We start from the raw sequence: 11,666 nt of genomic DNA on the forward strand, positions 1-11,666 counted from the left end.
GGTACATTTATTCCTTTCTTATTGTCTCTTCCAGGCAGCTTCAGACGAAACAAACGGACCGATGGAAAAGTCGATTATGCAGTATAAATGTATTTTTATTCATTACAACCCACCTGATTTCGTCCGCTTTCTTTCCGCGACATGAACAAACCTTATTACAGAAATAAATCTGCATAATTCATTAGGGAGGTGACGGTCAGCCTGCTGACCAACTGTATGAACCAAGTAATGCGCAATGAAGGCCGCTTTCAGAACCTTTTGGCCACCGAGCACGACAGCTGCGGCATCATTTGTATCGTAGAAAAAGACGGGTTCCCTTCCCGTGATAACATCCAAAAAACGATTGAAGCTCTTGTCAAAATGGAGCACCGCTCCGGATTTATTAACGGGGAAGGCGACGGATGCGGTATTTTGACCGATATTCCAAGAGCCCTCTGGGAGAGAAAACTGACAGAGGCTGGTCTGGACGGCAAGCTTGCTTACGACGAACGTTTTTCCGTCGCCCACATCTTTGTTCCGCGCAAGCTGGACATCTCGGCGGCCGACATGCAAAAAGGCATCCGCGAACTGTTCGACAGCTTCGAGGTTAACATTTTGCTGGAGCAGGAAAACCAAGTTGACAGCTCCGTCCTCGGTCCGAACGGCCGCGCCGACGAGCCGACCTTTTGGCAAATCGCCGGTCTTTGCGAAAAGCAAGAAGCTACAGTTGCCGATCATCTCTTCGAACTGCACATCGCCATCGAAAACAAATACACCGTACACGTTGCTACCCTCAGCAATGTAACAGCCGCCTATAAAGTCATGGGCGCCGCGAGCATTTTGCCGAAATATTTTAACGATACGCGTGATCCGTTGTTTGCTGCGCAAGTCACCATCGGTCACAATCGTTACTCTACCAACACCCAATCCAGTTTCTTCCGCGTACAGCCATTCTCCTTACTCGGCCATAACGGCGAGATCAATACGGTCAAGAAAATGCGTCTTGAAGCCGAAATGGTCGGCGTTCCGCTCGTAGACGGCGGCAGCGATTCGCAAGACATGAACCGAACGATCGAAACGTTCATTCACCGCTCCGGTCTCAGCTTGTTTGAAGCAATGGAAGTCGTCTTCCCACCTATTATTAATGAAATGAAGCTGTATCGCCAAGAACTTCAGGACTTGTACGTCTATTACCGTCAAATGTGGGGCCATTACGCCCAAGGTCCGGCCGGTATCGTATCCCGTTACGGCAATGAATGTATTTTCAGCGTCGACGCGCTCGGTCTTCGTCCGGTATGGATGGTGGAAAGCGATACATCGCTTTACTTCTCCTCCGAGCAAGGCGTTATTACGGTCGGCGAAATGGTAGCCGATCCGAAACCGATCGCTCCAGGCGAAAAAGTCGGCGTTGTGTTGACGCCAGGCGAGCACGTGCAAGTGATTCCTTATCATCAGGTGCAAAATAAAGTGCTTGATCGCGCTTCGGTCCGCATTGGTTTCGAAGGCTTGCGCAAGCATCTCAATAACGCGGTTCCTGCGGTAGAAGCAGCTCCATCCGCTGACATGACGCCGACCGATTCGATTTACAGCGCCTTTGGCTGGGATCGCGACGGCATTCAAATGATCGAAACGACCGCCGAAACCGGCGCCGAACCGATCCGCTCTCTCGGTCATGACAGCCCGCACGCCGCGCTGAACTGGGAACGCAACAACATTCCGGATTTCATCAAGGAAAGTGTTGCTGTCGTCACCAACCCGGCGATCGACCGCGACCGCGAAATGGAGCATTTCTCCACCCGTATCGTCGTTGGTCCTCGTCCTGCCGTCTACGGGCAGCCGGATGAGCGTCTGCGCATCGAGCTGTTGTATCCGGTCGTACTGGAAGGCAGCAACGGCATCGATTCCTTGAACGAACTGAAGCAGCCCAGCTTCGAGCAGCTTATGGCGATGTTCGGCTCGCAGAATGGCGACGCCATCGCTACGCTGTCCACGACGTTCGCACGCGGCACTTCTTTGAAGGACGCGCTGGATCAACTCGCTGCCGATGCCATTCAGGCCGTTCGCGGCGGAGCAATGCTGCTCATTCTCGACGACAGTCAAGCGCATCAGAACGATCGTCTGTGGATCGATCCGCATTTGGCCGTTTCCAAAGTCGACATTGCTTTGAGAGCCGAGAAGCTTGGCTTCGGCGACAATCTTCGCCGTCAAACGACGCTCGTGCTTCGCAGCGGAGCGATTCGCAATCTGCATGATATCGCCGTAGCCTGTGGCTTGGGCGCCGATGTACTCTCGCCTTACATCATGTTCGCCACCGCTTCTACGAAAAACGGCGCACCGGCGGCGCGCAAAGTGTTCACGGCGCTGATGAAAGGCTTGGAGAAAGTCATTTCCACCATCGGGACACACGAGCTTCGCGGTTACACCCGTTTCTATTCTTCCATCGGCCTGAAGCCGGAAATTGCGGAAGTGCTCGATATTGTCAACTACTTGGGCAGCGACGCGGCAGGGACCGGCTTCGCCGAGCTTCAAGCCGATGCGGAAGCCCGTTACACCGATTACTCGAACGCAAAAGCTAAAGCGGCGCGCAATTTCCGTTTCTTCCAACGGATGTGGAAAGCGCTCGGCGACGCGGCATCCGGCGCGGCTCCTTATACGGACTACCGCGATAAGCTTCGCGAAGAAGAGACGAAAAATCCGATTTCGATCCGTCACGTTGCTGCTTTCGACTTCGAGAAGGCATTGGCGGAAGGCCACAAGCCGCTTGATCCTTCCGGGGTCAACATTGGTATCGGCGGTCATGACTTGCCGATGCTCATCTCCTCCATGTCGTTCGGCTCGCAGAACGAAACCGCGTTCCGCGCTTATGCGGAAGCCGGCGAGCGTCTGAACATGGTCACGATGAACGGCGAAGGCGGCGAGATTAAAGATATGCTCGGCCGTTACAAGCGGACACGCGGCGCACAAGTCGCTTCCGGACGTTTCGGCGTGAACGTTGAGCTTGCTACTGCGGTAGCTTTCCTTGAAATTAAGATCGGCCAAGGCGCGAAGCCAGGCGAAGGCGGTCACCTGCCAGGCTCCAAGGTTACGGCCAAAATCGCCGCAGCGCGTAACGCAACGATCGGCTCCGACCTGATTTCGCCGTCCAACAACCATGATATTTACTCCATTGAGGACTTGGCGCAAATCATCTCCGAGCTGAAAGAAGCGAGCGGCCGCAAAGCGAAAATTATCGTAAAAGTACCGGTTGTACCTGGTATCGGAACGATCGCCGTGGGCGTAGCCAAAGCGGGCGCGGACGTCATTACGCTGTCCGGCTTCGACGGCGGTACCGGCGCGGCGCGGATTCACTCGATCACGCATGTCGGCTTGCCTACCGAAATCGGTACGAAGCTTGCCCACGTCGCCCTGATCGAAGCCGGCCTTCGCGATAAAGTAGAGCTTTGGTCCGACGGTGGCATGAAATCCGGCGCTGACGTCATCAAGATGGTTATGCTCGGTGCAAACCGCGTAGGCTTCGGTTCCATCGCGATGCAATCGATCGGTTGTACGACTTGCCGCGGCTGCCATCTGGATACTTGCCACGTTGGTATCGCCACGCAGATCGATTCCATGGAAGAAGCGGAAGAGAAAGGGCTTCGCCGCTTCGTACCTCGCCAATTCGATCTGGCGGTCGATTCCCTCGTTCGCCTGTTCGGCGGCATTGGTCAAGAGATTCGCGAAATCGTGGCACAGCTCGGCTTTGCCGATCTGCAGCAACTGGTCGGCCGTTCCGACTTGCTGCAGCAAATCAGCCATCTGGATAAAATCGATCTGTCCGACCTGCTCCGCCCGGCGCCGTTTGCCGTATCCAGCGAGCAGGAAGCGCTGGCCGAAGTGGCCGCTGCCGTATCCTCGGATATCCGAATCGCAGCAGGCGCTGAAGGTCTCGATTTCTTCCCGGATTCGGTTTCGTTCAACGGACCGGTCGTGCGCAACTGGAGCAAAGTGGATGCGGAGTCCCGCATCTTGGGAGCCCGCTACTCGAGCCATCGCGTAAGAGACCGCTTCGACGGCAGCTACGATCAACTGCCTCCGGTGAACATCACGATGACTGAAGGTTCCGTACCGGGTAACGGTCTTGCAGCGTTCAACGCTCGCGGCGTAGAAATTACGGTTCACGGCGGTGCAGAAGACGGCGTCGGCAAAATGTCGCTCGGCGGCAAAGTCGCCATCCTGAAGGCGCCAAGCAAGCATAAGCAATTCATTAACGGCTCCGTTGGTAAATCGTTCGGATACGGAGCACAGAAAGGTCTGTTCCTGATCCAAGGCAACGCGGATACTCGCGCTTGCATCCGTTTCTCCGGCGCAGACGTCGTATTCGGCGGCGAAATCACTACTCCGCTGCGCGATGAACTTGGCGGTATCGCCGCTCGCGCGAACATGAAGGGCTTCGCGTTCGAATACATGACCAACGGCCGTGCCGTCGTTCTCGGCGACCCGGGTCCATGGATCTGCGCAGGGATGACCGGCGGCGTGATCTACCAGCGTCTCGTTCCGGAGATGGGCCTCGATCAAGCGGCAATCGAACGCCGTATCGCTAAAGGCGCGAAAGTGAAAATCGAGCCGATCGGCGCGCAAAGCTCGAAAGACTTGAACGAACTGCTCGGCGCTTACCACGAAGAACTCGTGAACTCCAGTCAGCCGGAAGCCGCTGCAAAAATTCAAGCGCTGCTGAACGATCTGCAATCTAACTTTGTACGCATTGCCCCTGTAGGTCTGCAAGCTGACCAATCGGTGGCGACGGAGTAAATTGGGTTCGCCTCCCCTGGACCACGATACGGGCGGATGAGTTACTTGGGAGCTCGTAATGGTGTATAGATGAATTAAGCGCGTTTATCGGCCTCGGTCTGGCTTTTCAAGCAGACACGAGGCCGATACGCTTTACGGCGGGTGCAGGTTTGCGGAGAGTGGAACGTTTGGCGGGGGAAGCTCGCTTTCGTCCTTCTTCTGGCATTGTATTTTTCGATGCCTAAGGACGGACACGCTTTACGGTGGTTGGATGATAAAAGATTGCCTGGCTTTCAGCAGGCATTTCATCAGGCTTACGCCGATGGATTAGTGAGATCAGCTCAACTGCGTCCGAATGACGTGTTTCAGTGCAGCGTGGTGGTCGGTCGGGCTCCAAACAAAAGTAACCCTCCTTCGCTTATTGGCGAGGGAGGGTTACTTTGTTATTCCAGTTGGCGATTCGGTGCTGTGATGCGCTCAGAATATGCTACGAATTCAGCGTAATTCAGCGAGCTAAGCCCGAGCTGCGAATGCACTGCGCCTTGTCCGGTAAACTTGCGCTAGGAGATGCTCTGTCACGTTACGTGTTGTTCCGTTGTGCTGCTCAATTGCGTTATTAATAACACGATTTACTTTTATAGCGCTAATTTTCCGCATTGCCATAATGTTTACTTATTACTTTTTGGCTTCGCGGTAGGCTTCGATGTATTGCGCGGCTTTTTTCGCGACGAGGCTGTAGTCGCCGGTTTTTACGGCGTCGGTCGTCAAATCGGAGCCGATCCCTACTGCGACGGCGCCGGCTTTGATCCATTCGCCGAGATTGCTGAGCGATACGCCTCCGGTCGGCATAATGTTCGCCTGCGGCAGCGGGCCTTTGATGTTCTTAATCATCGCCGGAGAGTACAGGTTGCCCGGGAACAGCTTTACGATGTCGACGCCGAGCTCCAGCGCCTTCTGAATCTCCTGGATCGTCATCACGCCAGGCATGACCGGAATACGGTATCGGTTGCAGAGCGTTACGGTATCCGGGTTCAAGCACGGGCCGACCACGAACTCGGAGCCGCTCAGTATGGCGGCGCGCGCCGTTTCCGGATCAAGCACCGTTCCTACACCAATAATCGCATATTTGGATGCGTCCTGCGTCGTGCTGGAATACTTTTTGGCCAGCTTTTCAATCGCTTGGAGCGCGAACGGCACGGTCATCGTCACTTCAATGACTTTGATACCGCCTTCGATCGCTTGCTCCGCCATTTCTACGACTTCGTCCGGCGTTTCGCCACGGAGTACCGCTACAACGCCTTCGTTTACGATCTGCTGTACAAGCTTCAGTTTTTTCATAAGTTTATCCGTTCCTTTTTCTTGGAGTCTAACTTATTATCTTTCCACGTGCTTCACATTGTTCATGAACGCATCGACTTGCTCCCATGTCGGAATGCCTTCCCAATCGCCTTCCGCTTGCACGACCATGCATCCGATCAGGTTGCCGAGACGGACCGCTTCATAATGGCTGTAGCCTTTGAGCAGACCGACAAAGAAACCGGCGCAAAATCCGTCGCCTGCGCCAACCGTATCGACCACATGCTCCGCCTTGAAATATGGAACCGAGCTGACTTGCCCGTTCTCCACCACATACGTTACATCTTCGCCGCCTTTTACAATCGAAACGGCTCGGAGCTCACTCAAATGCGCAACGATTTCATCGAAGCTTTCCGTCTGATAGAGCAGCTTCAGCTCGTCCAGCCCCGGAAGGAAGTAATCCGCTTCCTTCGCAAATTCCAGCAGGACGCCGCGCGCTTCCTCAATCGACCACAGCTTCAGCCGCAGGTTCGGATCGAAGCATATCTTTACCCCGTTTTTGCGCGCTAACCGGATCGCTTCCTTCGCCGTCTCGCGGCAGCTCTCGCTTAAGGCGGGCGTAATGCCCGTCACGTGCAAATACTGGGCCTGCTTAATATATTCCTCGTCCAGATGCTCCGGACGCAGCGTGCTGGCCGCAGAGCCTTTGCGGTAATAATATACCGATGTCTTGCCCGATACGACTTCTCTCAGCATGAGCCCGGTAGGCGCCTCGGTCGTCAGCTCGGCACGTGAGACGTCCACGCCCTCGCCGCGGATTTTTTTCAAAATCATCCGTCCGAAAGGATCTTTCCCTAACCGGCTAAACCAGCCTACCCGATGACCCAACCTCGCGACGCCAATCGCAACGTTGCTTTCCGCACCGCCGAACAACCCTTGAAAATGAGGGGAATATTCAATTCCTTTGGAGCCTGTCGGCATCATGAGAGCCATCGTTTCGCCAAAAGTAATAATATCCGGCTGAAACATCTGCAACTGTTCGTTTTGCTGTTCTTTATTCATTATCTTGTCATCCATCCGCCGTCAACGCACAGTACGTGACCGCTCATGTAATCGGAAGCTTGCGACGCAAGGAAAACAACCGGTCCTTGCAGGTCTTCCGGAGTTCCCCAGCGGCTTGCCGGAATGCGAACCAATATTTGTTCGCTGCGTTCTTTATCGGCTCTCAGCGCCGTTGTATTGTCCGTCTCCATGTAACCTGGAGCGATTGCATTCACTTGAATGCCCTTGCTTGCCCATTCGTTGGCCAGTGCCTTCGTTACCCCCGTTATGGCATGCTTGGATGCCGTATACCCCGGAACGTTGATGCCGCCTTGGAAGCTAAGCATGGAAGCGATGTTAATAATTTTGCCCGACCCTTGTTTAATCATTTCGCGGCCTACGAGTTGGGACAGAAAAAACGCTGCATTCAAGTTCAAGTTCAGCACATCGTGCCAATCTTGAGCGGAATGATCGGCTGCCGGCGTACGGCGAATAATGCCTGAGTTATTGACCAAAATATCGACTTTGCCAAACGTGGACAACGTTTCGCTCACAACGCTTTCAAGCGCGCTTTGGTCCATCAGATTGGCAACAATGGTATGCGCTTTACGGCCCATCGATTCGATTTGCTGCTGCACTTCCCGCGAACGGTCATTGCTCGTGACGATCGCAACATCGGCTCCGGCTTTTGCAAGTCCCAGCGAAATCGCTCCGCCCAAACCAACGGCACCGCCGGTTACGAGAGCCACTTTTCCGGTCAAATCAAACAAACTCATCTTTATAGCACCCCATTTAAACGTTTTAAGCTGATCCGAACTCGCGCCAACTACGGATTGCTTGTCCTTTCTATTATAAGTCAAAATAACCGAGTGCGCCATACCGGAAGCAGTATGCAGAGCATTCTCACATCAGATATAACGACTTTATTATGATATTTAACATAATCATTCCTATAATTTCTTATTACTGTCACTATAAAAAGATGACTATCGTTGTAATGGCGTCGGATGATAGCTCTATTGCTGCCCGTCTTTATTTTTTACAATGCGCAGCTTTCAATAACGAATCCGGCATCCTCAATCATTTGCCGATCGATGGCGGCCTCCTGACCCTCCGTCGTTAAATAATCGCCGACAAATATCGAGTTCGCCGCGTACAGCGCCATGGCCTGAAGGGAACGCAGTTGAATTTCCCTGCCTCCGGCTACGCGAATTTCTTTGGTCGGGTTAATGAAACGCATCAGCGCCAACACTTTCAAGCATTTGCGGGGATTCAACAGTTGATAGCCCTCGAGCGGTGTGCCCGGTATGGCATTCAAAAAATTAACCGGAATCGAGTCCGCATCCAACGATTTCAGAGCATAGGCGATTTCGACAATCTCTTGATCCGTTTCCCCCATACCAATAATACACCCTGAACATGGCGACATGCCGGCTAGCTTCGCCTGCTCTACCGTGTCAACCCTTTCCTCGTATGTATGTGTGGTCGTAATATTTGAAAAGTTCGTCCTGCTCGTATTCAAGTTATGATTATACCGGTCAACACCGGCTTCTTTCAGCTGCGTTGCCTGTACCTCATTCAATATCCCCAGGCATGCGCATACTTTCATCGGCATCGTCGACTTGATTTCTTTAACAGCTGCGATGACCTGATCCATCTCTTTGCGGCTTGGTCCGCGCCCGCTGGCCACGATACAATACGTGCCCACATTCATAGATAATGCTTTTCGCGCGCCATCCACCAGCGTATCTTTATCCAACAAAGGATATTTGGAGATTGGAGCCTTAGAAACGATCGATTGCGAGCAATACCCGCAGTCTTCCGGACATAATCCACTTTTCGCGTTAATAATTAAATTCAGCTTTACCTTGTTTCCATAATAATGTTTTCTTACCCGAAACGCCGCACTCATGATCTCTAACAACTCATCGTCATCCGATTCCAGCACCGCTAATGCCTCATTTCTACTTATCCCTTCGCCTCTAATTGATTTCTCCGCTATTTCACACCAATCCATACGCAATACATTCATTCGAAAACTCCTATCATGTCATAATCCACTTCACCGGTCTACAGACAAAGTTATATGTCAACCTATATAACAATAAATAGGTTAACATACAATCCATACGTATTGTACTATAAGGGACATTCGATCGGCAAGCCCATTGCGCAGCATTCGCTATAGCGGGACAGTCACAGCTCTTCGCCACAAAGGAACGCTCAACTCCCTTTACATAGATTGATAATTGAAATGAGCAGGTGCGACCCGCATAATCTTTTCGTTTTTTTCTTAAAAAGTATATAATAGTTACATCAAACAGAAGAGGCTAGGTGTAAAATGAAAACTGGACATCAGTTAGTAGAGGATAGTGATTTCGAAGAGGCAAAAAAAATGGGTTACTTTGTAAGAGCTTATCAAGGAAACATTACCATTTACCCACCAGGAAAAATAACTGGATTTTCAAACGATCATATCGCGATTGACGAAAAACGGGTTTTCCGAGATGCAAATCACTTCGAAATTGTTGATCCTCCAAAAAGCTCTAAGAAGTAATGACTCTGTAACTCCCTACACGCCTTGATTTCAGCACTCTCAACCGAGGGTGCTTTTATCATGTCTCTGATTTGTGTACAAACAATTTATTTCCTGTGCACTTCTATGCAATTCTCAAAACACAAAAGAACCGCCAAAACCTTCATGAATCAAGGTTTTGGCGGTTCTACATCTAACCACTATTTTTACATTTACGTCCCAGGAGGGATTCGAACCCCCGACCGACGGCTTAGAAGGCCGTTGCTCTATCCAGCTGAGCTACTGGAACATAGATGGAGCGGGTGATGGGAATCGAACCCACGCTACCAGCTTGGAAGGCTGGAGTTCTACCATTGAACTACACCCGCTTGTGATGGTCGGGACGACACGATTTGAACATGCGACCCCCTGGTCCCAAACCAGGTGCTCTACCAAGCTGAGCTACGTCCCGAGAATATGAATGCCGGTAGAGGGACTCGAACCCCCACGGTTTCCCTCACGATTTTGAGTCGCGCGCGTCTGCCAATTCCGCCATACCGGCAAATGTGATGGAGCGGAAGACGGGATTCGAACCCGCGACCCTCGCCTTGGCAAGGCGATGCTCTACCCCTGAGCCACTTCCGCAAAATACTATTAAAATCAAGTGAGCCATGTAGGACTCGAACCTACGACACCCTGATTAAAAGTCAGGTGCTCTACCAACTGAGCTAATGGCTCATGCAAATGGCTGGGGATCTAGGATTCGAACCTAGGCATGACGGAGTCAAAGTCCGTTGCCTTACCGCTTGGCTAATCCCCAATGATAGTTAAAAAAACATGGGGCGATCGAAGGGAATTGAACCCTCGAGTGTCGGATCCACAAACCGATGCGTTAACCACTTCGCCACGATCGCCATATCTAGATGATGCCGTCGAGAGGAATCGAACCTCCGACCTACGCATTACGAGTGCGTTGCTCTACCGCTGAGCTACGACGGCAAAACAAAATACGGAGTGACGGAACACTTCCGTTCTACTCCGAACTTAATGTATTCCAAGTACGTTATTTTAAAAATAATGGCGGAGCCGACGGGATTCGAACCCGCGGTCTCCTGCGTGACAGGCAGGCATGTTAGGCCTCTACACCACGGCTCCACACAAAATAAAATTGGTTGCGGGGGCAGGATTTGAACCTGCGGCCTTCGGGTTATGAGCCCGACGAGCTACCGGGCTGCTCCACCCCGCGTCAGTAGTAAATCTTATGGTGGAGGCTGACGGGATCGAACCGCCGACCCTCTGCTTGTAAGGCAGATGCTCTCCCAGCTGAGCTAAGCCTCCATGGGATAAAGTGACCCGTAGGGGATTCGAACCCCTGTTACCTCCGTGAAAGGGAGGTGTCTTAACCCCTTGACCAACGGGCCTAATAAATAACGATCATGATGTCGAATCTACGGAGAGAGAGGGATTCGAACCCTCGAGACGCTTGTGACGCCTACACGATTTCCAATCGTGCTCCTTCGGCCAACTCGGACACCTCTCCAAGAAAAGATGGCTCCCCGAACAGGACTCGAACCTGTGACAACTCGATTAACAGTCGAGTGCTCTACCAACTGAGCTATCAGGGAATATTATGAGTTGTCCTTTGAAAGAACATAAAACTATCCGCTTGGCGACGTTCTACTCTCCCAGGACCCTGCGGTCCAAGTACCATCGACGCTGGAAGGCTTAACGTTCGTGTTCGGGATGGGTACGCGTGGTTCCCTTCCGCCATCATCACCAAACAGAAATTTTCTCAAGGCTTGTGCCCTGAAAACTGGATCGAAACGGGCTCCAATTTATCTTTTCTCGTTCCTTTGTGCTTCGCACAAAGGTCACTTCCAAAAGATAAATCTTCGCTGCAACAAAAATCAAATGCTGAATCTTTAACTACTGCTTCCGAAGCTAGCTTTCGGAAAGCTCTTGGATAAGCCCTCGACCGATTAGTATTCGTCAGCTCCACACGTTACCGCGCTTCCACCCCGAACCTATCTACCTCGTCGTCTACAAGGGGTCTTACATACTGGGAAAT

The 11,666-nt window shown here is 52.1% G+C and carries 6 protein-coding genes, 15 tRNA genes and 2 rRNA genes; 2 read left to right on the plus strand and 21 right to left on the minus strand.

Annotated features, from left to right (window positions below; genetic code table 11):
• Nucleotides 1-216: 216 nt before the first annotated feature.
• Nucleotides 217-4,767, plus strand: coding sequence for a glutamate synthase-related protein (locus tag KXG62_RS28625; protein WP_246627681.1), 4,551 nt, complete (start codon nt 217-219; stop codon nt 4,765-4,767).
• Nucleotides 4,768-5,421: 654 nt separating this feature from the next.
• On the opposite strand, the gene KXG62_RS28630 is transcribed toward KXG62_RS28625, so the two are convergent.
• The 4 genes from KXG62_RS28630 to bioB form a co-directional block, all read right to left on the minus strand.
• Nucleotides 5,422-6,084 carry a bifunctional 2-keto-4-hydroxyglutarate aldolase/2-keto-3-deoxy-6-phosphogluconate aldolase gene (locus KXG62_RS28630; RefSeq protein WP_218095443.1) on the minus strand — a complete coding sequence of 221 codons (663 nt, stop codon included), beginning with the start codon at nt 6,082-6,084 and terminating at the stop codon, nt 5,422-5,424.
• A gap of 36 nt (nt 6,085-6,120) precedes the next feature.
• Nucleotides 6,121-7,104: a sugar kinase gene (locus KXG62_RS28635; protein WP_246627682.1), complete on the minus strand. Its 984-nt coding sequence runs from the start codon at nt 7,102-7,104 to the stop codon at nt 6,121-6,123.
• A complete protein-coding gene (gene kduD, locus KXG62_RS28640; protein WP_218095444.1) occupies nt 7,104-7,859 on the minus strand; it encodes a 2-dehydro-3-deoxy-D-gluconate 5-dehydrogenase KduD in 756 nt (251 codons plus the stop codon). The genes KXG62_RS28635 and kduD overlap by 1 nt, the downstream gene beginning before the upstream one ends.
• A 263-nt stretch (nt 7,860-8,122) precedes the next feature.
• Nucleotides 8,123-9,100 (minus strand): biotin synthase BioB, encoded by a 978-nt coding sequence (gene bioB / locus KXG62_RS28645; RefSeq protein WP_425517386.1) that lies wholly within the window; start codon nt 9,098-9,100, stop codon nt 8,123-8,125.
• A 324-nt stretch (nt 9,101-9,424) separates the two neighbouring features.
• Between bioB and KXG62_RS28650 the strand changes: the two genes are divergently transcribed.
• Nucleotides 9,425-9,640 carry a hypothetical protein gene (locus KXG62_RS28650; RefSeq protein ID WP_218095446.1) on the plus strand — a complete coding sequence of 72 codons (216 nt, stop codon included), beginning with the start codon at nt 9,425-9,427 and terminating at the stop codon, nt 9,638-9,640.
• 194 nt (nt 9,641-9,834) lie between these two features.
• Here the strand turns inward: KXG62_RS28650 and KXG62_RS28655 are convergent.
• The 17 genes from KXG62_RS28655 to KXG62_RS28735 all read right to left on the minus strand — a co-directional run.
• A tRNA-Arg gene (locus KXG62_RS28655) sits at nt 9,835-9,908 on the minus strand.
• Nucleotides 9,909-9,913: 5 nt separating this feature from the next.
• A tRNA-Gly gene (locus KXG62_RS28660) sits at nt 9,914-9,987 on the minus strand.
• Nucleotides 9,988-9,993: 6 nt separating this feature from the next.
• Nucleotides 9,994-10,070, minus strand: a tRNA-Pro gene (locus KXG62_RS28665).
• A 10-nt stretch (nt 10,071-10,080) separates the two neighbouring features.
• Nucleotides 10,081-10,160, minus strand: a tRNA-Leu gene (locus tag KXG62_RS28670).
• A gap of 8 nt (nt 10,161-10,168) precedes the next feature.
• A tRNA-Gly gene (locus KXG62_RS28675) sits at nt 10,169-10,243 on the minus strand.
• A gap of 20 nt (nt 10,244-10,263) precedes the next feature.
• Nucleotides 10,264-10,336, minus strand: a tRNA-Lys gene (locus KXG62_RS28680).
• Between the two features lie 7 nt (nt 10,337-10,343).
• Nucleotides 10,344-10,418 (minus strand) — tRNA-Gln (locus KXG62_RS28685).
• A gap of 18 nt (nt 10,419-10,436) precedes the next feature.
• A tRNA-His gene (locus KXG62_RS28690) sits at nt 10,437-10,512 on the minus strand.
• A gap of 13 nt (nt 10,513-10,525) precedes the next feature.
• A tRNA-Thr gene (locus KXG62_RS28695) sits at nt 10,526-10,597 on the minus strand.
• A gap of 79 nt (nt 10,598-10,676) precedes the next feature.
• A tRNA-Asp gene (locus tag KXG62_RS28700) sits at nt 10,677-10,753 on the minus strand.
• 14 nt (nt 10,754-10,767) lie between these two features.
• Nucleotides 10,768-10,844: transfer RNA gene (locus KXG62_RS28705), tRNA-Met, on the minus strand.
• 16 nt (nt 10,845-10,860) lie between these two features.
• Nucleotides 10,861-10,936, minus strand: a tRNA-Val gene (locus tag KXG62_RS28710).
• 11 nt (nt 10,937-10,947) lie between these two features.
• Nucleotides 10,948-11,019: transfer RNA gene (locus KXG62_RS28715), tRNA-Glu, on the minus strand.
• Nucleotides 11,020-11,049: 30 nt separating this feature from the next.
• Nucleotides 11,050-11,138, minus strand: a tRNA-Ser gene (locus KXG62_RS28720).
• Between the two features lie 9 nt (nt 11,139-11,147).
• Nucleotides 11,148-11,223 (minus strand) — tRNA-Asn (locus KXG62_RS28725).
• Nucleotides 11,224-11,262: 39 nt separating this feature from the next.
• Nucleotides 11,263-11,379, minus strand: a 5S ribosomal RNA gene (rrf, locus tag KXG62_RS28730).
• A gap of 178 nt (nt 11,380-11,557) precedes the next feature.
• Nucleotides 11,558-11,666, minus strand: a 23S ribosomal RNA gene (locus KXG62_RS28735); the annotation flags it as partial.

The organism is Paenibacillus solanacearum (assembly GCF_910593845.1).
Taxonomy (GTDB): domain Bacteria; phylum Bacillota; class Bacilli; order Paenibacillales; family NBRC-103111; genus Paenibacillus_G; species Paenibacillus_G solanacearum.

Bases quoted from the DNA above. Each gene is read 5' to 3' on its own strand.
- KXG62_RS28625 (WP_246627681.1), top strand. From the start codon at position 217: ATGAACCAAGTAATGCGCAATGAAGGCCGCTTTCAGAACCTTTTGGCC.
- KXG62_RS28630 (WP_218095443.1), bottom strand. From the start codon at position 6,084: ATGAAAAAACTGAAGCTTGTACAGCAGATCGTAAACGAAGGCGTTGTA.
- KXG62_RS28635 (WP_246627682.1), bottom strand. From the start codon at position 7,104: ATGAATAAAGAACAGCAAAACGAACAGTTGCAGATGTTTCAGCCGGAT.
- kduD (WP_218095444.1), bottom strand. From the start codon at position 7,859: ATGAGTTTGTTTGATTTGACCGGAAAAGTGGCTCTCGTAACCGGCGGT.
- bioB (WP_425517386.1), bottom strand. From the start codon at position 9,100: ATGGATTGGTGTGAAATAGCGGAGAAATCAATTAGAGGCGAAGGGATA.
- KXG62_RS28650 (WP_218095446.1), top strand. From the start codon at position 9,425: ATGAAAACTGGACATCAGTTAGTAGAGGATAGTGATTTCGAAGAGGCA.